This is a genomic window from Faecalibacterium duncaniae, assembly GCF_010509575.1.
GTDB classification, from domain to species: Bacteria; Bacillota; Clostridia; order Oscillospirales; family Ruminococcaceae; genus Faecalibacterium; species Faecalibacterium duncaniae.
On sequence record NZ_CP048437.1, the window covers coordinates 2164596 to 2189603 of the forward strand.

The following is a 25008-nucleotide window of genomic DNA, read 5'->3' on the forward strand; positions in this document are numbered from 1 at the left end:
CATGTAGGATTAGTCAAATTCCAGTTTGTCGATGGTTGTCAACTAGGATAGTGTCATAAGCTATTGCTCCGAAAATTTTTCATAACCCGCAAGAAAGTGGTCTTGATAGAATACTTTCATAAAATACCTTAGATTCCATAAGCGAGTGACCTGAAAAGGCCGCTCGCTTTTTTGTTTACAACGAGATTGAAGGGAGGAACGCTATGCCAAGCAAAACCGAAGAATACCTCGCCCTTGCCCAGCGCACAGCCAACGGCTTGACCCGGTATTGGGAAAACTGGACGGACTACCTGACCACTGCATCCCGGCTGTACAAGTACAGCTTTGCAGACCAGCTCATGATCTACGCCCAGCGGCCTGATGCCACTGCCTGCGCCAGCTTCGACATCTGGAACAATCGCATGAACCGCTATGTCCGGCGCGGCTCCAAGGGCATCGCACTGTTAGACCAGTCCAGCAGTGTGCCGCGTCTGCACTATGTCTTTGATGTGAGCGACACCGGGGTGCGCCGCAATTCCCGTGACCCGGAGATGTGGCAGTACAATGACGACCTGAAACAGCCGGTTTCGGAAATGTTGAGCAAGACCTACGGCATCAGCGGGGAGCGTGTCAGCCAGCAGCTTGCCGATGTTGCCGGGAAACTGGTGGTGGATTACTGGGACAACAACGGCGGCGACATTCGTGCCATCGTTGACGGTTCGCTGCTGATGGATTATGATGATGCCGGGGTGGAGATGCAGTTCAAAAGCGCAGCAGCAATCAGCGTCACCTACACGCTGCTGGAACGCTGCGGGTTTGAGCCTGCCGGGTGGTTCGACAAGGACGATTTTCAGGCAATCTACAATTTTTCCACCCCGGACAGTGTCTACGCCCTCGGCGCAGCCGTCAGCGACATGAGCCGGGAGGTGCTGCGGAACATTGAGCGCACCGTAAAAACCACCATTCGCCGCCGCAATATAGAAAGGAGCCAATATGAATACGAACAGCAGGAACGTGACCTACTCGACCGTCGGGGACTACCAACTCCCGAACCTGACCCTGAACCAGCCCCGGAAGCCGCTGGGCAAGTACGGCAGGCTGCGCCGGACGTACCTGATGAACCATCGCCCGGTGCTGTACCACACGATGCTCCTGAACGGGAGCCTGTACCCGCACCTGATGGAGGTGGAGCAGACGGCAGAGAGCCAGATGCAGCAGACCATGGAGCAGCTTCTGAAACAGAACCCGGCCCCGGACAAGGAGAGCCGGCAGATGGCGTGGGTGCAGCACATGAACAGCCTGAAAGCGCAAGCCGAGGAACTGGTGCTGACGGAACTGATCTACAGCTAAGTTTCTTCGATGCCCACATCCCTACCGAAGCTGAACAAATTGGAAAAATCGACCAAGCGGAGAGCGAAAAATTGCCCTCCGCTTTTGTTTTGTCGCAGGCTGAAATCGAAAACGAATTGCGTAAGCACGGTTCAGGGTTTGCAGGCGGTAAGCAGCGGATCATCGAACTGTACCAGACACAGCCCGACCGCAAACTCCGCGCTAAAGCATTGGCGAAAGAGTACGGCATCGGCGGACATTCGCAGGATTTTCTGGATGGCAGCAGCGGTTTTGTAAATCATGATGGAAAAGGACTTGAATTTGACCACTACCCGGATCATCAAAAGGTTACGTTAAGCTGGACACAGGTCGAGAAATACATCGACCTGATGATTCAGTCTGACCGCTACCTGACCGATAAGGAAAAAGAGCATCGTGCCGCCGTGCAGGAAGCGGAACGACAGCTCCCAATGCTGGATGGTGATGCCGCTGCCGAATACAATGCTCTGAAAGAGCAGTACCCCAATACCCTGATTGGCTTTGAACTGGGCGGATATTTTCTGTTCTATGACAAAGATGCAATCACTGTAAAGGAAGTTTTTCGTTCTAATTTGCTGTCACAGGAAAATGCGCTGGGAAAAGTCAAAGTGACCGGCTTTTTGCGCAGAGAGTGGGTAGCAAAATCGCAGAAGCTGTGGGCCGAGGGCAACAGCATCTATCTGGCTGGACAAGGCGAAGATGGCACCCACCACCAGACAAAATATCTGCGAGAGGAAGATTATCTGCCGATCGGCATCATCATCAAGCTAGATGGCCGGGATTTCCGTGTGGATCACGTCAACTTCATGTTCAAATCCGTCAGCTTGCAGGACATGGACTTGACCAACAGCGGACAGCCCATCTTCCGGGTTGAACGGTTGCCCAATATCCGGGAACTGTATGAGCAGCAGCAGGATGAAATTATTGACGTTTCTCCTGAAAAGGCTGTTGATTACAAGGTCGGTGACGAAGTTGTTGTTGACCTTCCCACCCGAACCATCGAAGGCAAAATCGGCTATGTAGGCGAAATGGATGTTCGCATCGACACCAGCGCGCATGGGCAGTCGTGGGATAACGAGGTACTCAACAAGCAGCAATTCGAGGACGGTCTGCGGCGGGATGAACCTACACCTGATGAGGAACTGGACAAGTTGCCTATCTCTGTGGAGGTCAATGGCGAGTGGCAGACCTTTCCGGATGCTGCTGCCGCAGACGAAGCCCTGAACTCTGAACCGATGCCGGAAGCCGCAGGAAATTTTCACATCACGGATGATGATTTGGGTGTCGGAGGTCCTAAGCAGAAGTACGCCCGGAACATCGAAGCCATCCGTACCCTGTTCCGGTTGGAGCAGGAGCACCGGGGTGCCACCGCCGAGGAGCAGCAGGTGCTTTCCCAGTATGTGGGCTGGGGCGGTTTGGCAGATGCCTTTGACCCGGATAAGGATAACTGGGCAAAAGAGTATATGGAACTGAAAGGGCTGCTCTCCGAGGATGAATACGCCGCCGCCCGTTCCAGCACCCTGAACGCCCACTACACCTCCCCGGTAGTGATTCGTTCTATTTATGATGCGGTCGAGAAGATGGGCTTCCAGTCTGGCAACATCTTGGAACCGTCCATGGGTGTGGGCAACTTCTTCGGAATGTTGCCCACCAGCATGGCAGACAGCCGCTTGTACGGCGTGGAGTTGGACAGCATCACCGGGCGCATTGCGAAAAAACTGTACCCGCAGGCTGATATTACCGTGGCTGGCTTTGAGACTACCGACCGCCGCGATTTTTATGATCTTGCGGTGGGCAACGTGCCTTTCGGTCAGTACAAGGTCAACGATAAGGCGTACAACAAGCTGGGATTTTCTATCCACAATTATTTCTTTGCGAAAGCCATCGACCAAGTGCGTCCGGGCGGCGTGGTGGCATTCGTCACCAGCCGTTACACCATGGACAGCAAGGACAGCACCGCCCGCAAGCACATGGCAGAGCGTGCTGATTTGTTGGGTGCAATTCGTCTGCCGAATAATGCGTTTAAGGCTAATGCAGGCACCGAGGTCGTTTCGGACATCATCTTCCTGCAAAAGCGTGACCGCCCTGCGGACATCGAACCCACATGGGTGCAGTTGGGGCAGACCGAAAATGGCTTCAATGTCAACCAGTACTTTGTAGATCATCCAGAAATGATTCTGGGACAGCTTACTCTGGAAAGCACCCAGTACGGTCATGATCTGACCGTTGCGCCCCTTGAGGGCACCAGCCTTGCCGATCAGCTTGCCGAGGCGGTGCAGCACATCGAGGGTCAGTACACCGCAGCAGAGATTGCCGCCCCAGATGTTGCCGATGTGGAAGCGCAGCGCAAAACGCTGCCCGCAGACCCCGCTGTGAAGAATTTCTCGTATGCTGTGGTGGATGGTGAGATTTACTACCGCGAGAACTCCATCATGACGCAGATCGAACTGTCCGATAATGCCAAAGGCCGTGTAGCTGGTATGGTGGAGTTGCGGCAGATCGTCAACGAACTGATTCAGCAGCAGTTGAATGACTACCCGGACGAGGATATCAAGGCAACACAGGAGCGTTTGAACGCCGCCTATGATGCCTTTACCGCAAAATACGGTCTGATCAACGATAAGAAAAATGCCCGCCTGTTCGATGATGACAGCTCCTACTATCTGCTCTGTTCATTGGAAAATCTGGATGAGAATAAAAATCTCAAATCTAAAGCGGATATGTTCACCAAGCGGACGATTCGCCCGGAACGTGTTGTCACCAGTGTGGATACCCCCAGCGAAGCACTGGCGATATCCATCGGGGAACACGGCAAGGTCGATTTGCCTTATATGGCTGACCTGTTGGGTACACCCGGTGATTATGGGCGTATCACCACCGAGCTGTCTGGTGTGATCTTCAAAGATCCCGCCGCCGATGCAGACGACCCTGAAGCCGGCTGGCAGACGGCGGACGAATATCTTTCCGGTAATGTGCGCGATAAACTGCGCATGGCACAACTTGCTGCAGAAAGCCGCCCGGAGTTCAGGGTCAATGTGGATGCGCTGACCAAGGCGCAGCCCAAAGATCTGGAGGCATCTGAAATTGACGTGCGGCTGGGTGCCACATGGCTTGATCCCTCTATCGTGCAGCAGTTCATGATGGAAACTTTTCAGCCGCCCTATCGTATCCGCTACAACAATGCCATTACCGTCCGCTACTCTCCTTATACTTCCGAATGGAGGATCAGCAATAAATCTGCTACCGGCTTTGGTGACATTATGGCTACTGAAACCTACGGTACCCGCCGAGCCAACGCTTACAAGATTTTGGAGGACACCTTAAATTTGCGTGACAGCCGCGTTTATGATACCATCGTGGAGGATGGCAAGGAAAAGCGCGTGCTGAATCAGAACGAAACCACCCTCGCCCAGCAGAAACAGCAGGCTATCAAGGACGCTTTTGCTGGCTGGGTCTGGAAAGACCCGCAGCGACGCGCCTTACTGGTAAAGAAGTACAACGAGCTTTTTAACAGCACTCGGCCCCGTGAGTATGATGGTTCCCACATTCATTTTGTGGGCATGAATCCAGAGATCAATTTGCGAGAGCATCAGCGCAATGCGGTTGCCCATGTGCTGTATGGGTACAACACCCTTTTGGCGCACGAAGTCGGTGCCGGCAAGAGTTTTGAGATGGCGGCTTCCGCTATGGAACTGAAACGTCTGGGCTTGTGTCAGAAAAGTCTTTTTGTCGTGCCAAATCATTTGACGGAACAATGGGCCAGCGAGTTTTTACGCCTGTACCCCAATGCAAAGCTGCTGGTTACCAGCAAAAAAGATTTTGAACCCGCTAATCGCAAAAAATTCTGTGCGAGAATTGCGACCGGCGACTACGACGCAGTGATCATCGGACACAGCCAGTTTGAAAAGATACCCTTGTCCGCAGAACGACAGGAGCGTTTGATTCAGGAACAGATGGATGAAATCGAGGAGGCCATCGAAGAAGCGAAAGCACAGGTTGGTGAGCATTTCACGGTAAAGCAGCTGGAAAAACTGCGTAAGTCTCTGAAACAGAAACTGGAGAAGCTGCAAGGCGCAGACCGTAAAGATGATGTGGTTACGTTTGAGCAATTGGGCGTAGACAGGTTATTTGTGGACGAAAGCCAAAATTATAAGAACTTGTTCTTATATACAAAGATGCGGAATGTGGCTGGCTTGAGCACATCCGAAGCGCAAAAATCCTCCGATATGTTTGGAAAATGCCGCTACCTCGATGAGATCACCGGAGGCCGTGGTGTTATTTTTGCGACAGGCACCCCTATCAGCAACAGCATGACCGAGATGTACACCCTCATGCGCTATCTCCAGTACAACACCTTGCAACAGAAAGGACTGACCCATTTTGATGCGTGGGCATCCACCTTCGGTGAGACAACCACGGCCATTGAACTTGCGCCCGAAGGTACCGGATACCGTGCACGCACCCGGTTCGCTAAGTTCTTCAACCTTCCTGAACTGATGGCGATGTTCAAAGAAGCGGCGGATATCAAGACCAGCGACCAGCTTCATCTCCCGGTGCCTGATGCAAAATTTGAGACGGTAGTGGTCAAGCCTTCGGAAATCCAACAGGACATGGTGCAGGCGTTGAGCGAACGTGCAGCCGAAGTCCACAGCGGTTCTGTTGACCCTTCTGTGGATAATATGTTGAAAATTACGTCGGATGGCCGCAAAATTGGTCTTGACCAGCGGTTGATGAACTCGGCTTTGCCCGATGACCCCAGCAGTAAGTTGAATGCCTGCGTCAACAACGTCCTGCGCATCTGGAACGACACCAAGGAGCAGAAGCTGACCCAGCTGATTTTCTGCGATATGTCTACTCCAAAGGGGGACGGTTCGTTCAACGTCTATGATGATATTCGCTCCAAGCTTCTCAATGCTGGTGTGCCCGAACAGGAGATCGAGTTCATCCACAACGCAGATACAGAGAACAAGAAAGCAGAACTTTTCTCCAAGGTACGCAGCGGACAGGTGCGTGTGCTGCTGGGAAGCACGGCCAAAATGGGAGCCGGTACAAATGTCCAGACGCTTCTTGTGGCAGTGCATCATCTGGATGTAGGCTGGCGTCCGTCCGATATGACCCAGCGCAATGGCAGAATCATCCGTCAAGGCAATCAAAACAAACAAGTGTACGTCTATAATTACGTCACTGAATCGACATTTGACGCCTACCTCTATCAGACCCTTGAGAATAAGCAGAAGTTTATCTCGCAGATCATGACGAGCAAATCGCCCATGCGCTCCTGCGATGATATTGATGAACAGGCTCTGTCTTACGCCGAAATCAAGGCTTTGTGTGCCGGTGATCCGCGCATCCGGGAAAAGATGGATTTGGACGTGCAGGTGGCAAAATTGAAAGTTCTGCGCGGTGACTTCCAAAATCAGAAATACCGTCTGGAAGATAAGCTGCTCAAGACATTCCCGGAAGAGATCCAGAAACAGAAAAACCGTATTGCTGCTTTACAACAGGATTCACAGATTGCAGCAGCACATCCACAGGACAAAGAAAACTTCTGCGGCATGACCATCAAGGGCATGGTGTACGATGACAAAAAGGCTGCGGGCGAACGGCTGCTGCTGGCTCGGCAGGAGATGCCCAATGCTGATATGATGCTGCTGGGCACCTACCGTGGCTTTGAACTGAACATCCGGTTCGACAGCTTCAAGAATGAGCATCAGGCCGTACTCCGGGCAGAGTTGAGCTACCCGGTGTCGCTGGGCGATGATGCGCGCGGCAACATCATTCGTCTGGACAATGCCATCGACAATTTTGCTGACCGAATTGCAGACGCTGAAAATGCTCTGCAAAATCTGGAACAGCAGAAGCAGGCCGCAGAGGTCGAAGTGGCAAAGCCCTTTGCACAGGAGGAGGAACTGGCCGAAAAGTCTGCCCGCCTTGCCGAACTGAATGCTCTACTGAATATCGACCGTGACCGCAGTTCCTCGCAGGATGCTCCCGAAGAAACCGAGGAAACCGAAACACCCGCAATTCGTCCGTCTGTGCTGGCTGCACTGGGGGAAAAGACCAATCAGCCGGAGCCTGTCAAACCGTTCCGCAGCTACTATGATAAGGATGGTGATGCACGATGAAAGAGAAGCGGGATGAAATCATCATCCTGCGCCTGACCAAAACAGAAAAGAACCGCATCTATGAAAAGATGTTCAGCATGGGCATCCGCAGCCTGAGTGCCTATATCCGCAAAATGGCATTGGATGGATACTGCCTGAATCTCGATCTGCCGCAGCTACGCCGAATGGCTTATCTGCTCCAGAATTGCAGCAACAATCTGAATCAGTACGCCAAAGCCGCCAATGAAAACGGTCGGGTCTACGCCGCTGACATGGAGGATCTGCGGCAGCGTCTGGACGAACTGATTGACATTGGCAAGCAAATTCTTTCCAAGCTGGCAGAGCTATAAAAATTCCCGCAGTTGGAGGACTGCGGGGGTACATAAGGGGGCGACATCCTTGCAATGCAGTGGTTGCCACCTTTATAATAGGGGTGAAAGAAAGGCAGGTGCTGGATATGAGGTTCGTTTTTAAGATGATCGTTTTCCCGTTTTGGCTGCTTACAGCTTTCCTTGCGCTGATGCTGAAATGGACGCTGAACCTGTCGGCGTTTGTGCTGGCGCTGCCCATGCTGTATATTTTCGGCTGCGGCCTTTATACGCTGTACTGCCGGGAGTGGCTGCAGTTTTTGATTTTACTGGTGGCAGAGTTTGGATGCTTCCTGCTCATCACCGCCGGAATAGTCATTGTAGAAGCCGTGGAATGGTTCAGTGGCTGGGTTGCAGAATTATAAAATCTTTATGCCGCCATTGTGCGGCATTTTCTTTTTGCCGGGAGGTGGTAGAATTGGCTGCAACACGTTTGATCGCGCTGCACAAAAACAAGGGCAAGTCGGTTGCGGCCTGCCTGAAAAGCCGCACGGACTATGCGCAGAATCCTGACAAAACGAACAAGGGAGAGTTGGTCAGCAGCTATGAGTGCAGCCCATTGACCGCAGACGAAGAATTTATGCTCTCCAAACGCCAGTATGAGTTGATGACTGGGCGCAGGCAGAAAAGCGATGTGATTGCCTATCAAATTCGACAGTCTTTCAAACCCGGTGAAATCACCGCCGAAGAAGCCAACAAGGTGGGCTACGAACTGGCAATGCGTTTCACCAAAGGCAAGTATGCGTTTATTGTCGCAACGCATACCGACCGAGAACACATTCATAATCACATTATCTACAACTCCACTGCATTGGACAGCACCCGGAAATTCCGGGATTTTTTATTGTCCGGGCTGGCGGTGCAGCGGTTGAGCGATTTGATTTGTCTGGAACATCAGTTGTCCGTTATTGAAATCAAGCCGTACCGGGAGCGGCAAAAGCGCACACTTTATCCACCCAAAGAAAGCAATCGTGACAAGCTGTGTTCTGTAATTGACGGCATCCTGCTGAACGAGAAGCCTGTGGACTTTGAAATCTTTCTTAAAAAGCTGGAACAACAAGGCTATGAGGTCAAACGAGGAAAGCACACTTCGGTCAAAGGCGCACGGCAGAAACGCTTTATCCGTTTTCGCACATTGGGCACCGGCTATGGCGAGGACGAGATCAAGGCGGTCATCGCCGGAGAAGCAGAACACCGCCCACATCAGAAGCAGCCGCCAAAAGAACAGTCGTTCCACCTGTTGGTGGACATTCAGGCAAAACTCTCCGAGGGCAAAGGCGAAGGCTACGCACGGTGGACAAAACGCTATAATCTGAAAGAAATGTCCAAGACCCTGATTTTCTTACAGGAAAATAAAATCGGCAGCATCGAAGAAATGCAGGAACGAGTAAATGCAGCGACTGCACGATACCATGAACTAGGCGATTCCATCAAGGCCGCAGAGCAACGTATGGCAGAGATTGCTGTCCTGCGGGCGCACATCGTCAACTATGCCAAAACCCGACCTGTGTATGATGCCTACCGTAAGGCTGGGTACAGCAAGAAGTTTTTGGAAGAACACCGGGAACAAATCACGCTGCACAAGGCGGCAAAAGTCGCTTTTGACGAAGCGAGTTTGAAAAAGTTGCCAAAGGTAAAAGAACTGGATGCCGAATACTCCGCACTGCTTTCTCAAAAGAAAGCTGCTTATCCAGCCTACCGTAAGGCACGGGATGAAATGCAGGAATTGAAAAAAGCACAGAAGAATGTAGAGCTGTTCTTCGCCGAGGAAAAAGACCCCAAGGAAAAATCGCAGACCCGCTAAACAGAAAACGCCGAGGATTCTTCCCATTTTGGGGAGAGTCCTCGGTGTTCTTTTTCGTTATAGAAGCATTTGGCACAAATGCGCAGCCTGCATCCGGCGGATGCAGTACACAAAGGGTTTGGGACTATCCCAACAAGCATTTTGCAACGCAAAAATGGCGTTTGTATATACGGACGCCCTGCTTGCCACAACAATGCGTCCTTTTTGTCCGCAGTTTGAAATTTTTAGATTGGAGAAAAACGCCATGCCAACCTTGGAATGGATCGGTAAAAATAAAGTCGTGAACCATCATCAGGAAGTTCCCTTCCGGGTGCTGGAGCGGCAATACAGTTTTGATGAGCAGGGGCAGCACACCGAGAACAACGGCAGTGAGAACATGATCATCCACGGCGATAATCTTGAAGCACTGAAAGCCCTGTTGCCGCAGTATGAGGGCAAGGTGAAGTGCATCTATATCGTTATCTTAACCCCCATTCTAATGAGTATCCTAAGTTCAGAGAATGCAGTAAGATTAAACTTTATAATTCATATTATGTTTCTTGCATTATTCGAGATGAGGAACTATAATGTACTCTGTGGAGGTGCGTAATGGACTATATGACATTGAAAGAGGCCGCCGAGAAGTGGGGCGTGACACCTCGTAGAGTAAATTACTATTGTGCTGCTGGGCGTATCCCCGGCGCTGTGAAGATGGCTGGTGTTTGGCTGATTCCCAAAACTGCAGAAAAGCCGATTGATGGCCGGACAAAACAAGGAAGGTGCAGAAAGCATGAAACGATATAAAATTATGATAATTGAAGATGATCCTGTGATACAGGGAGAATTGCAAACATTATTGAATGGAAATGGATATGCAACGATTGGCATAAAGGATTTTTCTGCTGTGATAGAACAGATTCAGGATGAAACGCCACATCTGATTTTGTTGGACATTAAGTTGCCCGGAGAGAATGGCTTTGCTTTATGCTCTAAAATCCGTACCTTCTCCGAGGTGCCGATTATTTTTGTAACGAGCTGTAATACAGATATGGATGAATTAAACAGCATTATGCTGGGTGGCGATGCTTTTATCACGAAGCCCTATAACACAGCAATCCTGCTTGCGAAAATCGCTTCCCTACTGAAAAAAGCTTATCCCGCACAGCAGCAGGAACAGATCGTCTATGGAGATGCGGTGCTGCATTTGGAATCCAGCAGTTTGGACTATAATGGACGGAGCGTAGAACTTACTAAGAACGAATTGAAAATTCTCTATTATTTGTTCAAGAACGGTGGAAAAATCTGTTCTCGCGGAGATATGATTGAGTATTTGTGGGACAATCAGCTATATGTGGATGACAATACTTTGAGCGTCAATATCAACCGCATCCGGGAAAAACTGGCGGGCATCGGTCTGACGGATTTTATCAAGACAAAGCACCGACAGGGGTACACGATATGAACAGCAGACGATATTGGAAAAACAGGCTACCATTTCTGCTGACGAACCTTGTTTGTATGGCTGCACTCACTGTATTTTTGCTGGTGTGCGGCAATTCGGTTTCCGCAGTAGTATTGATCCTGATTGTATGGGCATTGATTTTGCTGACGGGACTTGTCCTCACTTACTGGAAACGGAAGCGGCAGATGAAAAAACTTCTGGATATGGCGGAGCAGCTTTCCGAAAGATACCTCATTTCCGAAGTGATGGAGCTGCCGGAACAGGCCGAGGATCAGGTTTACTATCAGCTTTTGAAAATGGCTGGAAAATCCATGTTGGAACAGATCGGAGAAGTCGAGCGAGAACGCCTGGAGTACAAAGAATACATTGAGCAATGGATTCACGAAATCAAAACGCCCATTACTGCCATGAAACTCCTATGTGAAAACCACCGGACGGACTGGACAAAGGAACTTCTGCTGGAACTGGAAAAGACCAACCGCTTTACCGAACAAGCTCTTTATTACGCCCGCAGTGAGCATACAGAGAAAGATTATTCTGTCCGGGAAATGGCACTGTCCCAAGTGGTGCATCAGGCGATTGCAGATAATAAATATCTGCTGCTCCAAGGTGGTATGCGTCTGGAAGTGGAGGAAATGCAGGACACGGTTTATTCAGATGAAAAGTGGGTGCGCTTTATTCTGAACCAACTGATTGCCAATGCGGTCAAGTATCGTACGGAACAACCGGTTCTCCGCATTTCTACTCATAAACGGCAAGATCAGGTTGTTCTTGTCGTGGAGGACAATGGAATTGGGATTGCTGCGTCCGATCTGCCCCGTATCTTTGAAAAGGGATTTACCGGTCAGAATGGTCGTATGGTCCAGCAGTCCACAGGCATTGGCCTGTACCTATGCAAACGGCTCTGTGAAAAGCTGGGCATTGGCATTGCGGCAGAATCATCGGAACAAGGAACCGCCATTTCCCTGGCGTTTCACATCAACTGTCTGATCCATGAAGTGCAGGGCTGATTGCGGTCCTGCACTTCTTACATTTTTGTTAGAACTTTGTAAGAAAACTTGATACAAACGAAGCCACTCTTATTCTACAATAGAGATCAGAGGTGATAACAATGAAAGAAATTTTGAAACTGGATCATATCCAAAAATATTACGGAAATGGCGGGAATGTTACAAAAGCAATTCAGGACATCAGCTTTTCCGTTCAGGAGGGGGAATTTGTAGGAATCATGGGAGCATCCGGTTCCGGCAAGACTACCCTGCTCAACTGTATTTCCACCATTGATACCGTCAGTGCGGGACATATCTATCTGGACGGAACCGATGTGACGGAAATCAACGAAAAACAGATTGCCCGGTTTCGTCGGGAGAATCTTGGATTTGTATTTCAGGATTTTAACCTGCTGGACACTCTGACAATCTCGGAAAACATTGCCTTGGCACTGACTATCAACAAGGTTCCTGCAGGCGAGATTGATGGGCGGGTGCGGGAAATGGCCGGAAAGCTGAATATCACGGATATTCTGGATAAATATCCCTATCAGGTGTCCGGCGGTCAAAAACAGCGGTGTGCCTGTGCCAGAGCTATTATCAACCAGCCAAAGTTGATCCTGGCGGACGAACCTACCGGCGCGTTAGATAGTCACTCATCACAAGCCTTGCTCTCCACAATCCAGAGTATTAACGAAAGCCTTGACGCCACAATCCTGATGGTAACACACGACGCTTTTTCGGCAAGCTATGCCAATCGTATTCTCTTTTTAAGAGATGGTGCGATCTTCGCGGAAATTCTCAAAGGCAGTGATTCTCGTAGGGTTTTCTTTGAAAAAATCTTGGATGTCCTCACCATGATGGGAGGGGGTGTGAATGATGTACACTAAACTCATTTTCAAAAATGCAAAGCGGTCAGGAAAGGACTATTTGATTTATATTGTGACCATGACACTCTGTGTCACATTGTTCTATGCGTTTTTGTCTATCAGCAGCACCCATTATCATCCGACCATTGGTGCGGAATATAATATTTCCCTGCTGGCTGGAGGTATGAAACTGGCGATTTGCGGGATTAGTCTGCTTCTGTTGTTTCTGATCCACTATGTCAATCGTTTCATGCTGAGAAAAAAACAATCGGAGTTTGCAGTTGAGGCAACCCTGGGAATGGAGCAAAAAACCATAGGACTGCTCTTTTTTGGAGAGACTTTTTTCCTGCTCATATTCTCTGTGTCGGTGGGAATCCTTCTGGGGATGGTCGTTTCTCAGGTCATTACGGCTATGCTGCTTGCTTCTTTTGGGGAACCCTACGCTTTTTCTTGGTCTTTTTTTCCAGATACCGTGCTGCTGACCGTGGGCTTCTTTGTTGTTTGCCAGATTCTGGTTGGAGTCGGGAATGTCAGAATTCTCAATAAAAGTAGGATTATTGAGCTTATGACGGCAAACCGTCAGAATGAAAAACCGCTTCATAAAAGCAGATGGATGCCGATGATCTGTATTTTCTATGGCATTATGCTGCTGTGGATGCTGGAGGTAGGTGCTGTAAAATATCATTTTTACTTCGATCCCAGATATCCACTTCCTGTAAAGCTCATGTATTGGGGGAATGTCCTTTTCCCTGCCGTGACGCTGCTTTGGGCAATTGCAGTTTCTTTTTTACACAGAAAAATAGGATTTTCCCCATATCTTTGCGGGCTTCTGGCTGGTGCTGTATTGACCGCTATCCCGATTTTTTCCATCGCAGAACTGGAAAAAGCCTACTTCCTTGGATTTGACGCCCCAACTCTGAATCAATATTTGCTGTTTGGGGTTGCGGATATTTTGTTTATCATTTCCGCAGTCATGTATTTATCGAATGCGGCGCTCCTATACTGGAAGGAGTCTAAAGTGTCCCGCAAATATCACAATACGAGTTTATTTCTGTTTGGACAGCTTTCCTCTAAGCTGGCTACCAATACGAAAACGATGACGATCATTTGTGTGACCCTGACTTTTTCTATCTGCTTGTTTGTCATTGCGCCAGTTTTGACAGGATGGAGTCTGGGCTATTTGGATAGTCGGGCAGTCTATGACATTCAAATTTCAAGCCGCTACAACGATGTTTATGAAGTGGAAAATCTTCCGGATACAGACTATGAGGAAATTACTGCGTTCATAGAACAAAACAACATAGAGATAAAGGACGATTTGACTTTTTCGGAATATCTTCCTCAAAAAAGCGACTTTCACCAGCGGGTAAAGTACGATTTTCCTCCCTTGGCGATTGCACTGAAGGATTATAACGCTGTTCGGAAAATGTTGGGATATGAACCTATTATTTTAAAAAAGGATGAATTTGCTACCCACTGGCATAGTGCGGCAGAGGACAAGGATATTGAAAACTACATCGCTGAGCATACTTTACTGGAAACGGACGCAGGCACTCTGAAACTCAGTGAGAATGCAGTGTTTCAGGAACCTGTGGGGGAATCCATCTATAATCTATATACAGATGTAGTGTATATCATACCGGACGAGATAGCGCAAGTCTTGCTTCCGGTACAGAGCAACCGATTTGTGATGACCCAATATCCGCTTCCCTTCAAAACGGCAGAAATGCTGGAACAGCTTCTTGGGCGTTCTTATCCAGAAGATCCTGATAAAGACAATCTGGCAGGATACAGTACAACTGTCCGTACTACGGAAGTGAACCGTATAATCGCCCTTAACTTTATCCTAAAAGCGTCCTTGATCTATGGTGCAATTGTGCTGATGGTGATGTGTCTTACCGTGCTGGCTCTTCAGCAGCTCCTAGATGCAGAAAAAAACAACTACAGATTTTCGGTTCTGCGAAAAATGGGAGTGGAAGAGAAGGACCTGCATACTTTGGTTCTAAAACAGCTTGGTGTTTGGTTTGGGATGCCGATCACAGCGGCAATCGTTGTAGCAATGATTGTGATTGTCTATTTTCTTCAAAGTGTTTCTGCTGAAATCTCAGCTTATATTGGCTGCGGAGCCTTGATGCGGCAAATAGGTATCATTGTCGGGATTTTCGCTTTGCTGCTGAGCTGCTACTTTCTCAGTACATGGCTGCTGTTCCAGCGTTCGATTCGCAGCAACTCCGATAGCGTAAGGTGATGGGAGGAAGATATGTACTGGAAGTTAGCAATTCAAAATATCCGCAGAAGCCTGCGAGATTATATCATTTACTTTGTGACACTTACCTTTACTGCGCTCTGTGATGTCCTTCTATTTAGGGATGAGCTGTTCTATTATGAGAGCTTCGGTCTGTTTGCTGTTCTAATTCTGGTGCAGTTGGCGGCCACCGGCGCAGCACTATCTTCGCACAGAAAGGGATACCTAAGATGGAGCAGTTATCGGCACGTCTGCTGTTAACGGCCGCCATCCTGCTGCTGATCGCAGGGGGATTTTCGCCATTCTCCAAGGATGGCTCTATACCGGCCTTCTCTGGGCGGGTGCGTTTGGATGCCTGATGGCAGCTTTGAACTTTCGGGATTCCAAAAATGACGGCGGCTAAAGTACACGGCATCGTAGTGCACGGTCAATGCGGAAATGCGAGCTACACCCGATTTTCCATATCGAGTGATATAGATTTGGCTTTGGGGGAGGATTGTCTATTGTATGCAAAAAATTGAAGTTGTTGTTCACATCACGAAGGATCACTGCCCACCGCAAGAGCAGACGATTTTTGAATAGTTCGATTTGATGCGAAATCCCACAGACGCTCTGAGCCGTCCCAATCTGGAAATCAACTTGGAACACCACCGTGTTTTCAAACACGGAACGGAGGTGTACATGAGTCGTTATGAATACGGTGTTTTGAGTTTGATGGCACAGCATCCGGGCAAACTGTTTACAAAGGAGCAGATCTTTGAAGCAGTCTGGCATAAGGACAGCGAAAGCTATTTGAGAGCCGTCACCAGCACGATCGGTCGAATCCGCCAGAAAATAGAGGATGACAAAGATCACCCCCGTTATATTAAAACGGTTTCCAACATTGGATATCAATTTGTCCCATCATCGGAATTAGTGCGATCGAATCGCAATCTGTAATAAAAGCCATACCGTAAGATCCTAGTAGGATTCTTCGGTATGGCTTTATCGTTTTCTACGCTGTACGAAATCGGCATCCTTGCATAGATGACCAAGAATATTCTAAAATAGAGATAACTTAATTCAGGAGGTCAAACCATGCGAACATTTGAAGAAGTATTGACCCACTTCCATAGCTTTTTAGAGTCTGCGACCTATTTGGACGTTGTTCCATGCCGCTGGGGATATGTAAGGCTTTTTAATGAAGGCAATCCCATACGACGGCATTGCTTGCCACTTAGCGACAGCCCTTAAAATGGCGCAAAAAAACAGAGGTCCTTATTCTGGAACCTCCGTTTCTCTGGCTTTCTTAATGCCTTCGGCTGTGGCTTCTATCACGACAAGCTCTTTTTCATTCATGGAGTTTAGAAGTACATCAATGTGCTTTCTACAAGAGCTTGACCTTGCCCCTCCGTCCGCATGAATAAACTGGTCAACTGAAACGTCAAACATAGTAATGAGTTTAACAAAAAGGTCGAAGCTGGGATATTGACCTTTGTTCTCAATATTCATAATGGTACGGGAGTCACGGTCTACTAATTCCGCAACATAGGCTTGTGTCCAGCCCTTTTCTTCTCTGGCTCGTTTGAGAGCTGCCCCGAGGCCGTGAAAGCCAAACCTTCTTTCATCTTGGTTCATTCTCATATCACCCTATATCATTGTACATTTCTGGTCAGGTTATGAGAATGTAATCAAATTTGATGTAAGGTAGTATTTTGTTTCATTTCAAAAGTGGTTCTGCCTTGCTCTAATGCAACAGAGACGGTATAATTAAAATAATATGTGAGCTTTAATTCGGAAATCTGAGAAATGATAAGGAGATAATAGTATGGAAACTGGAACACACCCACATCTTCTGATTATTGAAGATGATGTGCTGCTCAATGATATGACGAAGCGGCTTTTGACCCAACATGGTTATTGCGTAACCTCTGCATATTCTGGAAGCGAGGCGCTTCTGTTGATTGAGAAAGGCACTTTTGACTTAATTTTACTTGATTTAATGCTGCCCGGCATACCGGGGGAAACAGTATTGGAAAAGATGAAAAGCACGATGGATATTCCGATTATCGGTGTGTCCGCTAAAACGGATATAGACAGCAAAGTGAACCTCATACGAAATGGTGCAGATGATTACATCACAAAGCCATTCGACAATCAAGAGCTGCTGGTGCGGACTGAAGCAGTGCTCCGGCGCTTTCAGAAGTCTACCACCCCCAACAATAGCAAAATACTTCGCTTTAAGGACTTGTCCCTTGATACAGAAGCTATGGAGGCTAAAATCAGGAATACCCCCATTACTTTGACACGGTATGAATACCTGATTTTGCAACTTCTGATGTCCTCGCCCTCAAAGGTATTCACAAAGAACAATATTTTTGAAAGCGTGTGGAATGAAAATTTTGTCGGGGACGATAATGCAATCAATGTCCACATTGGAAATCTCCGCAAGAAGTTTGCCAAGGTCAATCCAGAGGAAAAGTATATTCAGACGGTTTGGGGCCTCGGTTTCAAAATGCAGGGCTAATCCTTAGAGAAATCTTATGAAGTTTGCACACCAGTCTGCTACAATAAGACAGCATGGAAAGGGGATGATTATTTTGGAGACTGCTTTGGAAACAGCCGGGTTGACCTATGTTTTCCCGGATGGAAACGGAATTAAAAATATCGCGTTTCAGGTAAAACGCGGAGAAATCTATGCACTGTATGGCGGCCATCACGCCGGGAAATCTGTACTGTTGCAAACCATTATAGGTACACTTAGACCTCAAGCTGGTACGCTCCAATTATTTGGCAATATAGACTATCAGAAGGAGCGCCGCCGGATTGGGTTTGTACCACAAAAGCCTGTGACAATCGGCTCTCTGTCACCTGCTGATATGCTGCGTTATTTTTCTTCCGTTTTTGGAACCACAGAAATCCATATTTTAGATATACTGCATTTGAACCTGAAAGAGAAAAAGGCGGTACGGCGATTGCCATTATCGACCCAGCGTTTAGTGAATTTGGCTGTTGCCCTTTTGGGAAATCCAGATATGATAATTTTGGACGATCCTTTTTCCGGGCTAGATAAGGGAGAATGTGAACACCTGCTTTCTGTTCTGAACTATCTGCATGAAATCAACCATACCACACTTTTAATCTCTGGACAGGATTATACGCTGCTTTCCCGGCTTGCATCCAAATATGGCGTAATGGCAGATGGAAAGCTGCTTTGTGAGCTTACGGCTGGGGAATTGAAAGAGAGCTGCCAGCGGTGCATAAAGATAAGAACTCCACAATTAGAACGGGCTATTACGATTTTAAGCCAGCAGTTCCCGGATTTTGAAGTGTTGGGTCATGACCTGATTAGAATTTTTCATTGTAATGAGCAATCCGGGGAAATCAATACGCTGCTGGTTCATTCCGGGATAGAGGTATCAGAAATCTGGCTTGCCGGTATGGAGCCGACCGACTATCTTTTGAAAATGACAGGAGGTGCAAAGAGTGATTCAGACGATGCAAAGTGAGTTGTTCCGTATCCGCAAAAGCCGCCTGTTTTGGGCCTGCCTCGTATTGGCTGCGTTTTTTGTCTTTGCGCTTGCCCTGACCTTTTATCACAATTCGGTAAATGGTATGCTTCCGGTTATATCACTGGTTTCGTTCACGGAGTTTCTGTTTTCAGATTACAGTCTGATTTTTCCATTGACGCTCTTTTTGTGCCTGTACTTTACAGAAGATTTTCATACCGGCACATACAGTATCACACTTTCTAAAGGTACAAGCAGAGTACACCTATTCTTTGGAAAACTGCTGGCCTCATGGGGTGGCGTTTTATTTTTTCTGTTTGTATGCTTTGGTGTTGCGTATTTGTCAATTCTGATGATGGGAGCATCCCGGTATGACATAAAGTATTCGTTTTCTGCAATCGGAGTCTTTCTTTTGTTTCAATGCCTGTGCTTTTTAGGTTACACTGCATTTCTCAATTTGTTAAGTTACCTGCTCCGGCATCGGATCATTGTTACGATTACCGCATTTTTTATGCTGGGGGTTTTGTATTTATATCTCACAAAGATAAGTACAGCACTGGATATGGATTATTCGCTCTACAAGTATTGGGTTGTAGGGCTATCTCATAGCTTGCAGATCAATACCTTTGGGGAGGATTTAATACCCATTTGTTTGACACTGGTAGTATATCTGTTTTTACCAACAGCCATTTCGCTCTCCCTGTTTCTAAGGTTGGACTTGCGCAATTTGGAAAGGCGGTGATGGCTACATGATGGTGTTATGTATCTTGCTTGCAATGCTTTCCCTGGTTTTGTCCCTGAAACTGATTTATCAGCGAAAGTTGGTTCAGAAAGTAAAAAAACAGATTGACTTTCTGATTGACCGTGATACGCAAACCGAAATTATGGTGGAAAAAACGGATGGGACAATACAGGATTTGGCTGCAAGTATCAATCATCTTCTGAAAAAATATCGTAGCATGGGGCAGGAAATTGAACGGAGCGATACACTGTTCCGAGATACCATTACCAGTCTTTCCCATGACTTGCGAACGCCGCTGGCAACAGCAAATGGCTATATCCAGCTCTTACAGAAACAGGATTTAACAGGGGAGCAAAAAGAATATGCAACGATTGCGGGAGAAAGAATTTCCGCTGTAAAGCTGCTTCTCGACCAACTGTTTGAATTTGTAAGGATTGAGGCCGACGAACTGAAATTGAATTGTAGAAATACGGATATACACAGTGTACTTCGGGATGTTGTCGCCTCATACTACGGCGATTTTGAACAGAAAAAATGTGTCCCCTATATCGTTATCCCAAATCCACCAGCTATCATTTGGGGCGATCCAGATGCCTTGACCCGGATTTTCTCAAATGTGGTTTATAATGCACTTGTTCACGGGGAGGGAAATTATCAAATCACCGCAGCGATAGAAGAAGCTCAAACGGTCATAACCATTAAAAATGCGTCGAGCAGTATTCAGCAAGAAGATATTCCTCATTTGTTTGACCGTTTTTACACCACCGACCAGTCACGAACAAAAAAGACAACCGGGCTGGGATTGGCAATCGCTCAAAGACTTGTGACCCGCATGGGCGGGCAAATTGTCGCTTCCTTGCAAAACGGTATCTTTGCAATTCAAGTCGTGTTTCCCATTGTCAATTCCTAAAGGGCTGCTTCGGCGGCTCTTTTTTCATCCTTAGACTTTCCTTAGACTTTTCTCAAACAAATCTTAAACCTCTTTGGTAAAGTATGAGCCATAGGAGGTATAAACAAATGGTTAAAGTAGCTTTAGTGGTTTCTATCATCGCTTTGGCGGTGTGCCTGCTCACGGCCTTGCATGGCGTATTGAGCGATGGACTAAAAGGACTAAAACAGAGATCAAAACCCATTAGTATTTCATTTTTGATTTATGCTGTGGCCTTTTTGCTTTTCATCTTTTTTCAATAACGGAGGTATTTCATGCTGCAAATCAAAAATGTAAATTTGAATGTTGGAAATACCGCATTGCTGTCCAACATCAACTTGACTTTAGAGCAAGGAAAAATCTATGGTGTACTGGGGCCAAACGGAGCCGGTAAAACAACACTGTTTAAGTCCATGCTGGGTCTGACTGCCTTTTCAGGAGAAATCCTCTCTGATGGACAGCCCGTTTCCAGTAGATGTTTTGGAAGTTTGATTGAATACCCGGCTTTTTACCCCCGGCTCACCGTAGAGGAAAATTTGAAGCTCCACGCACAATATTTAGGTCTGAAAAGACCAAACATCGAAGTGGCGCTCAAACAAGTGAACTTGCTGGATGCCCGAAAAAAGCTGTTCTCTCAACTTTCTTTGGGGATGCGCCAACGACTGGGAATTGCTCGCGCCTTTTTAGGCGATGTTCAATATTTACTGCTGGACGAACCTACCAACGGTCTTGATCCGATGGGGATAAAGGAAATCCGGCTGCTTCTGAAAGAACGCTTAAAATCTCCCCAACACTGTATTTTGGTATCAAGCCATAATCTGACGGAGATTGCTGCTGTCACGGATGTTCTTATTTTCATTCGTGACGGAAAAATCATCAAGATTGTAGAAAACGACTATAACGAAAAGGAACTGGAAGCCCTGTATGAGGATATTATGACTTCCGGCCAGAGGGAGGAAGCATAATGGGAGTGTTGATTAAAAATGAGTTTTACAAGTTGAAGCGGGAATGGTTTATGGTATTTCTTCTGCTGTTGTCGCTTCTTCCCATCATTACCGGCGGAGCAGGAGCAATTTTCAACAGTAGCACAACATCACTTGCTGACCTGTTCTTCTTTATGAATAACCAGTTTTCCATGTTCTTCCCAATGGTGCTCTTCATTTTGATTGGTTCGCTGTTTTATCAGGAATACAAAAACAAAACTTACATCAACTGGATTACCTACGGGTTTTCAAAGAAGAAGCTCTTTCTATCGAAAGTTACTGTCAGCGTCGTTATCGGCATCTGTTTTGCGGCTGTCTTATTTATCGCATTTGGCCTATTGGTGGCGATACTCAATGGAGCTGGCAGGTTGACCGGCGGTATTTCCCTGTTCCTCAAGCTGGCAATCGGGTTTGGAATTGAAGCCGGTGTTGTCGTTTTTGTAACGACCTGTTTAGGGGCAATCGTTATCAATCTGAGCCGCAATATTATTGTAACAAGCGTTGTCGGAGTTATATATGGCTTTGTATCTTGCCTGTTCATCGGTTCAGAAAGAGGCTTTGTCATTCCGGGTAGCTTTGCATATCGTGTGTCTATGTTCTTCTCGGATAAATCCACTTACTATGAGGTGCCTATATCGGCCACCATTGGCGGATGTATTAGCATTGTATTTTGCTTTATTGTTCTGTTTCTGGTTGGATTGATTGTCTTTTCTCATAAGAAAAAAATAGAAAATTAACTGCCGGACGACGGCAAAAGAAAAAAAGCCGTCGTAACGGCTGGCATCCTGCTGCTGATCGCAGAAGTGATTTTTGCCATTCTCCAAGTATGGCTCTATACCGACCTTCTCTGGGCGGGCGCGTTTGGATGACTGATGGCAGCTCTGAACTTTCGGGATTCCAAAAACGACGGCGGCTAAAGCACACGGCATCGTAGTGCACGGTCAATGCGGAAATGCGAGCTACACCCGATTTTCCATATCGAGTGATATAGATTTGGCTTTGGGGGAGGATTGTCTATTGTATGCAAAAAATTGAAGTTGTTGTTCGCATCACGAAGGATCACTGCCCACCGCAAGAGCAGACGATTTTTGAATGGTTCGATTTGATGCGAAATCCCACAGACGCTCTGAGCCGTCCCGATCTGGAAATCAACTTGGAACACCACCGTGTTTTCAAACACGGAACAGAGGTGTACATGAGTCGTTATGAATACGGTGTTTTGAGTTTGATGGCACAGCATCCGGGCAAACTGTTTACAAAGGAGCAGATCTTTGAAGCAGTCTGGCATAAGGACAGCGAAAGCTATTTGAGAGCCGTCACCAGCACGATCGGTCGAATCCGCCAGAAAATAGAGGATGACAAAGATCACCCCCGTTATATTAAAACGGTTTCCAACATTGGATATCAATTTGTCCCATCATCGGAATTGGTGCGGTCGAATCGCAATCTGTAATAAAAGCCATACCGTAAGATCCTAGTAGGATTCTTCGGTATGGCTTTATCGTTTTCTACGCTGTACGAAATCGGCATCCTTGCATAGATGACCAAGAATATTCTAAAATAGAGATGACTTAATTCAGGAGGTCAAACCATGCAAACATTTGAAGAAGTATTGACCCAATTCCATAGCTTTTTAGAGTCTGCGACCTATTTGGACGTTGTTCCATGCCGCTGGGGATATGTAAGGCTTTTCAATGAGGGCGACCCTATCAATTTCAATGCAATTCTTTGCCGCACACCACAAGAACTATATACGGCATTGGCAAATGATTTGGAAACAGAGATTCAGGTCAGCTTGGGAATCGACTGAATTGGTATAAAATTGGTTTGCTTTTGGGTTCGTTTTGGTATAGTGACTTTGAAAAATATGCTATACTGTACCACAAGCAAAACATTTTCAGGGATTTTCAATTTTACTGTAAAACTCTGTCAGGTGCTTTGCCAGTGTGCGGGTCGAGTCCATTAAGGTTTCCCGCACTGCTTCTGGACAGGAAAGATAGATTCGATTGAACTCTTTTAACTCTATTTCCGTTTTGCCCATCCCCGGAGTAATCAGCGCATCAAGCGAAACCGGCAAAATACGAGCAATCGCCAAAAGAATTTCGTAAGATGGATTCATGCTGCCTTTTTCAATGTTGGCGATATGCTTCGTTGAAACATGGCAGCGTTCAGCAAGTTGTTCTTGTGTTAAACCTGCCAGCTTGCGCTCTTTGCGAACCTTTTCTCCAAGTACCTTCAAGTCAGAATTCGGCATCATCGTTCACCTCAATAGTATTGTATCGTTCTGGTGAATGACGCGGTATAACCTTGTATTTCCTGTGAGCAGGAAGTATAATGCCGATTTTTGTATTTCCCGGTCGAGTTATAAAAAAACGGTAACTCGTCCGGGCGATTTCACGCGCTATCCAATCACAGTTGCCGTTTGTGGAGGTAACTGTGATTTTTTATTGGGGTAACGCATCAAAAAAAGCCTGTCTGCTGCCGTAGACCAGAATGTCAACAAACCGGCACAATCGTTCCGTTTCACCGCCTATAATCATGCCGATGTGCAATGCTGCGCCAGCTTCCCGCCATGGGAGGCTGGCGTTTTTGCGCTTTTGGAGCCAAAGTGCCGCAGTCCACCGTTTCTCCTATGATATAGCAGCAAACTTTATATTTGGGAGGGAAAGTCATGCTTGATCATAAGAAGAAAGCAATTACGGAACACTGGCAGTTTTGCCCCAAGTGCAACTTAAAACTTTATCGAATGACCGCCGACTGCACTGGATTCATCCATATAAAATGCTGGCGTTGCCGGAAAATGTTATGGCTCGACCTTTCCATTCGGGCCAAGTAAACATCAGATTTATAAAACAATCGGGTGCACTGCACTCTGAATATGGACTGTTAGCACCGAGCAACGGGCCATTGCCATAAGGCAATGTATGAAACGTAGCACCAAATGGCCGGGCAGCAGCTTGACTGAAAGATCTCCAATCTTTCGGTCGGCTGTTGTCCGGCTATTTTTTATAGCTTCAGATGGCCTGCTCCCGAAAAGGAGCAGGTTTTATGTTTGCCCTCTTTTCATGGCTGCCCCAGATGGCGAAATATCCGTAGCGTTTCCAAATTTTCGACATTTCACGTTTTATCGAAAATTTGGAGGTTACACATGGGCTTTAATTATGGTTTGGAAAAGAAGAACTTTGACCGTCAGTGGGCTATCATGCGCAAGCAGTATGAGGACGCTGGCATGAGCATCGAAGCGATTCAGGCAATGTATGAGTATGACTGGTCTGTTTTCAATGCTGCGCGTTCTTACCAGAACCACACACAGGAAATCGCTGCCCCGTCCTTTGAGCAGGGTGAAGAAGCCTACTCGCCCCTTATGAACAAGTATCAGGAAGCCATTTCTATTACCGAACACTACCGTGAAACCAAGAGCCGCTTCACATGGATCGGCGAGATTGAGGACGAGCGGCTGCTGTCTGCGCTTGAAAATTTGTCGGATGCAGATCTTGAGCTGATTACTCTATACGCCTATGAAGAATATGACACCGTTGAAATTTCTAAAGTATTTGGCACAACAAAGCAGAATATTAGTAAGAAAATCCGCAGAATCACTAATTTTATCAAAAACTTTCAAATTAAGGTTGTCTGAAAGGCGTTTTCGATGCCTACCAAGTGAGAGGACAATTCACCAGATGGCGAAAGCCACTGAGCG

Annotated in this window: 23 protein-coding genes and 1 pseudogene; 22 read left to right on the top strand and 2 right to left on the bottom strand. The window is 47.2% G+C overall.

Features of this window, described 5'->3' with window-relative positions:
- Nucleotides 1-203 precede the first annotated feature (203 nt).
- From GXM22_RS10485 to GXM22_RS15305, 12 genes and pseudogenes are all read left to right on the top strand, one after another.
- Nucleotides 204-7472 carry a DEAD/DEAH box helicase family protein gene (locus tag GXM22_RS10485; RefSeq protein WP_005930836.1) on the top strand — a complete coding sequence of 2423 codons (7269 nt, stop codon included), beginning with the start codon at nucleotides 204-206 and terminating at the stop codon, nucleotides 7470-7472.
- Nucleotides 7469-7801, top strand: coding sequence for a plasmid mobilization protein (locus GXM22_RS10490; RefSeq protein ID WP_005930840.1), 333 nt, complete (start codon nucleotides 7469-7471; stop codon nucleotides 7799-7801). The genes GXM22_RS10485 and GXM22_RS10490 overlap by 4 nt, the downstream gene beginning before the upstream one ends.
- Before the next feature lie 125 nt (nucleotides 7802-7926).
- Entirely contained in the window at nucleotides 7927-8184 is a 258-nt protein-coding gene (locus GXM22_RS10495; protein WP_417935089.1) for a hypothetical protein, read from the top strand.
- 53 nt (nucleotides 8185-8237) lie between these two features.
- Nucleotides 8238-9623 carry a relaxase/mobilization nuclease domain-containing protein gene (locus GXM22_RS10500; protein WP_035393639.1) on the top strand — a complete coding sequence of 462 codons (1386 nt, stop codon included), beginning with the start codon at nucleotides 8238-8240 and terminating at the stop codon, nucleotides 9621-9623.
- 244 nt (nucleotides 9624-9867) lie between these two features.
- Nucleotides 9868-10080, top strand: a pseudogene (locus GXM22_RS10505) (site-specific DNA-methyltransferase); the annotation flags it as partial.
- 131 nt (nucleotides 10081-10211) lie between these two features.
- Complete coding sequence (locus GXM22_RS10510) at nucleotides 10212-10406, top strand: helix-turn-helix domain-containing protein (RefSeq protein ID WP_005930852.1); 195 nt, start codon at nucleotides 10212-10214, stop codon at nucleotides 10404-10406.
- Nucleotides 10393-11064, top strand: a complete 672-nt coding sequence (locus tag GXM22_RS10515; protein WP_035393642.1) for a response regulator transcription factor — start codon at nucleotides 10393-10395, stop codon at nucleotides 11062-11064. The genes GXM22_RS10510 and GXM22_RS10515 overlap by 14 nt, the downstream gene beginning before the upstream one ends.
- Nucleotides 11061-12074 (top strand): sensor histidine kinase, encoded by a 1014-nt coding sequence (locus GXM22_RS10520; protein ID WP_035393645.1) that lies wholly within the window; start codon nucleotides 11061-11063, stop codon nucleotides 12072-12074. The genes GXM22_RS10515 and GXM22_RS10520 overlap by 4 nt, the downstream gene beginning before the upstream one ends.
- Before the next feature lie 101 nt (nucleotides 12075-12175).
- Nucleotides 12176-12943 carry an ABC transporter ATP-binding protein gene (locus GXM22_RS10525; RefSeq protein ID WP_005930862.1) on the top strand — a complete coding sequence of 256 codons (768 nt, stop codon included), beginning with the start codon at nucleotides 12176-12178 and terminating at the stop codon, nucleotides 12941-12943.
- Complete coding sequence (locus GXM22_RS10530; protein WP_005930867.1) at nucleotides 12930-15170, top strand: FtsX-like permease family protein; 2241 nt, start codon at nucleotides 12930-12932, stop codon at nucleotides 15168-15170. The genes GXM22_RS10525 and GXM22_RS10530 overlap by 14 nt, the downstream gene beginning before the upstream one ends.
- Before the next feature lie 227 nt (nucleotides 15171-15397).
- Entirely contained in the window at nucleotides 15398-15526 is a 129-nt protein-coding gene (locus tag GXM22_RS15365; protein ID WP_005930871.1) for a hypothetical protein, read from the top strand.
- Between the two features lie 232 nt (nucleotides 15527-15758).
- The gene (locus GXM22_RS15305) at nucleotides 15759-16106 is read left to right on the top strand and encodes a winged helix-turn-helix domain-containing protein (RefSeq protein ID WP_281062972.1); all 348 of its coding nucleotides are present in this window, start codon (nucleotides 15759-15761) and stop codon (nucleotides 16104-16106) included.
- A gap of 318 nt (nucleotides 16107-16424) precedes the next feature.
- On the opposite strand, the gene GXM22_RS10550 is transcribed toward GXM22_RS15305, so the two are convergent.
- Nucleotides 16425-16790, bottom strand: coding sequence for a helix-turn-helix transcriptional regulator (locus GXM22_RS10550; protein ID WP_005930876.1), 366 nt, complete (start codon nucleotides 16788-16790; stop codon nucleotides 16425-16427).
- A 184-nt stretch (nucleotides 16791-16974) separates the two neighbouring features.
- Here GXM22_RS10550 and GXM22_RS10555 point away from each other — a divergent pair, with 184 nt between their 5' ends.
- The 9 genes from GXM22_RS10555 to GXM22_RS10595 all read left to right on the top strand — a co-directional run bounded on the left by GXM22_RS10555 (nucleotide 16975) and on the right by GXM22_RS10595 (nucleotide 23118).
- Nucleotides 16975-17673, top strand: a complete 699-nt coding sequence (locus GXM22_RS10555; protein ID WP_005930878.1) for a response regulator transcription factor — start codon at nucleotides 16975-16977, stop codon at nucleotides 17671-17673.
- A 16-nt stretch (nucleotides 17674-17689) separates the two neighbouring features.
- Nucleotides 17690-18655: an ATP-binding cassette domain-containing protein gene (locus GXM22_RS10560; RefSeq protein ID WP_005930880.1), complete on the top strand. Its 966-nt coding sequence runs from the start codon at nucleotides 17690-17692 to the stop codon at nucleotides 18653-18655.
- A complete protein-coding gene (locus GXM22_RS10565) occupies nucleotides 18633-19397 on the top strand; it encodes an ABC transporter permease (RefSeq protein ID WP_002570970.1) in 765 nt (254 codons plus the stop codon). Before GXM22_RS10560 ends, GXM22_RS10565 begins: the two co-directional genes overlap by 23 nt.
- 7 nt (nucleotides 19398-19404) lie before the next feature.
- Complete coding sequence (locus GXM22_RS10570) at nucleotides 19405-20307, top strand: sensor histidine kinase (RefSeq protein WP_005930885.1); 903 nt, start codon at nucleotides 19405-19407, stop codon at nucleotides 20305-20307.
- A gap of 107 nt (nucleotides 20308-20414) precedes the next feature.
- Nucleotides 20415-20588, top strand: a complete 174-nt coding sequence (locus tag GXM22_RS10575; protein ID WP_035393653.1) for a hypothetical protein — start codon at nucleotides 20415-20417, stop codon at nucleotides 20586-20588.
- A gap of 12 nt (nucleotides 20589-20600) precedes the next feature.
- Nucleotides 20601-21290 carry an ABC transporter ATP-binding protein gene (locus tag GXM22_RS10580; RefSeq protein WP_005930891.1) on the top strand — a complete coding sequence of 230 codons (690 nt, stop codon included), beginning with the start codon at nucleotides 20601-20603 and terminating at the stop codon, nucleotides 21288-21290.
- Nucleotides 21290-22045 carry an ABC transporter permease gene (locus GXM22_RS10585; protein WP_099357300.1) on the top strand — a complete coding sequence of 252 codons (756 nt, stop codon included), beginning with the start codon at nucleotides 21290-21292 and terminating at the stop codon, nucleotides 22043-22045. The genes GXM22_RS10580 and GXM22_RS10585 overlap by 1 nt, the downstream gene beginning before the upstream one ends.
- Nucleotides 22046-22329: 284 nt before the next feature.
- Entirely contained in the window at nucleotides 22330-22761 is a 432-nt protein-coding gene (locus GXM22_RS10590) for a winged helix-turn-helix domain-containing protein (RefSeq protein WP_005930897.1), read from the top strand.
- A 138-nt stretch (nucleotides 22762-22899) separates the two neighbouring features.
- Nucleotides 22900-23118, top strand: coding sequence for a hypothetical protein (locus GXM22_RS10595; protein WP_005930900.1), 219 nt, complete (start codon nucleotides 22900-22902; stop codon nucleotides 23116-23118).
- Between the two features lie 87 nt (nucleotides 23119-23205).
- Here the strand turns inward: GXM22_RS10595 and GXM22_RS10600 are convergent, their stop codons facing one another.
- A complete protein-coding gene (locus tag GXM22_RS10600; protein ID WP_005930902.1) occupies nucleotides 23206-23565 on the bottom strand; it encodes a helix-turn-helix domain-containing protein in 360 nt (119 codons plus the stop codon).
- A gap of 891 nt (nucleotides 23566-24456) precedes the next feature.
- On the opposite strand from GXM22_RS10600, the gene GXM22_RS10605 reads away from it, so the two are divergent.
- Nucleotides 24457-24945 (top strand): hypothetical protein, encoded by a 489-nt coding sequence (locus tag GXM22_RS10605; protein WP_005930914.1) that lies wholly within the window; start codon nucleotides 24457-24459, stop codon nucleotides 24943-24945.
- Nucleotides 24946-25008: the final 63 nt, after the last annotated feature.

Excerpts from the sequence above, each read along its gene's own strand:
- GXM22_RS10525 (WP_005930862.1), top strand. The coding sequence starts at position 12,176 with ATGAAAGAAATTTTGAAACTGGATCATATCCAAAAATATTACGGAAAT.
- GXM22_RS10595 (WP_005930900.1), top strand. The coding sequence starts at position 22,900 with ATGCAAACATTTGAAGAAGTATTGACCCAATTCCATAGCTTTTTAGAG.
- GXM22_RS10570 (WP_005930885.1), top strand. The coding sequence starts at position 19,405 with ATGATGGTGTTATGTATCTTGCTTGCAATGCTTTCCCTGGTTTTGTCC.
- GXM22_RS10590 (WP_005930897.1), top strand. The coding sequence starts at position 22,330 with ATGCAAAAAATTGAAGTTGTTGTTCGCATCACGAAGGATCACTGCCCA.
- GXM22_RS10490 (WP_005930840.1), top strand. The coding sequence starts at position 7,469 with ATGAAAGAGAAGCGGGATGAAATCATCATCCTGCGCCTGACCAAAACA.
- GXM22_RS10495 (WP_417935089.1), top strand. The coding sequence starts at position 7,927 with ATGATCGTTTTCCCGTTTTGGCTGCTTACAGCTTTCCTTGCGCTGATG.
- GXM22_RS10510 (WP_005930852.1), top strand. The coding sequence starts at position 10,212 with ATGGACTATATGACATTGAAAGAGGCCGCCGAGAAGTGGGGCGTGACA.
- GXM22_RS10520 (WP_035393645.1), top strand. The coding sequence starts at position 11,061 with ATGAACAGCAGACGATATTGGAAAAACAGGCTACCATTTCTGCTGACG.
- GXM22_RS15365 (WP_005930871.1), top strand. The coding sequence starts at position 15,398 with ATGGAGCAGTTATCGGCACGTCTGCTGTTAACGGCCGCCATCCTGCTG.
- GXM22_RS10580 (WP_005930891.1), top strand. The coding sequence starts at position 20,601 with ATGCTGCAAATCAAAAATGTAAATTTGAATGTTGGAAATACCGCATTG.
- GXM22_RS10560 (WP_005930880.1), top strand. The coding sequence starts at position 17,690 with ATGAAGTTTGCACACCAGTCTGCTACAATAAGACAGCATGGAAAGGGG.
- GXM22_RS10585 (WP_099357300.1), top strand. The coding sequence starts at position 21,290 with ATGGGAGTGTTGATTAAAAATGAGTTTTACAAGTTGAAGCGGGAATGG.
- GXM22_RS10530 (WP_005930867.1), top strand. The coding sequence starts at position 12,930 with ATGATGTACACTAAACTCATTTTCAAAAATGCAAAGCGGTCAGGAAAG.
- GXM22_RS15305 (WP_281062972.1), top strand. The coding sequence starts at position 15,759 with ATGCGAAATCCCACAGACGCTCTGAGCCGTCCCAATCTGGAAATCAAC.
- GXM22_RS10485 (WP_005930836.1), top strand. The coding sequence starts at position 204 with ATGCCAAGCAAAACCGAAGAATACCTCGCCCTTGCCCAGCGCACAGCC.
- GXM22_RS10600 (WP_005930902.1), bottom strand. The coding sequence starts at position 23,565 with ATGATGCCGAATTCTGACTTGAAGGTACTTGGAGAAAAGGTTCGCAAA.
- GXM22_RS10555 (WP_005930878.1), top strand. The coding sequence starts at position 16,975 with ATGGAAACTGGAACACACCCACATCTTCTGATTATTGAAGATGATGTG.
- GXM22_RS10575 (WP_035393653.1), top strand. The coding sequence starts at position 20,415 with ATGGTTAAAGTAGCTTTAGTGGTTTCTATCATCGCTTTGGCGGTGTGC.
- GXM22_RS10550 (WP_005930876.1), bottom strand. The coding sequence starts at position 16,790 with ATGAGAATGAACCAAGATGAAAGAAGGTTTGGCTTTCACGGCCTCGGG.
- GXM22_RS10605 (WP_005930914.1), top strand. The coding sequence starts at position 24,457 with ATGGGCTTTAATTATGGTTTGGAAAAGAAGAACTTTGACCGTCAGTGG.
- GXM22_RS10515 (WP_035393642.1), top strand. The coding sequence starts at position 10,393 with ATGAAACGATATAAAATTATGATAATTGAAGATGATCCTGTGATACAG.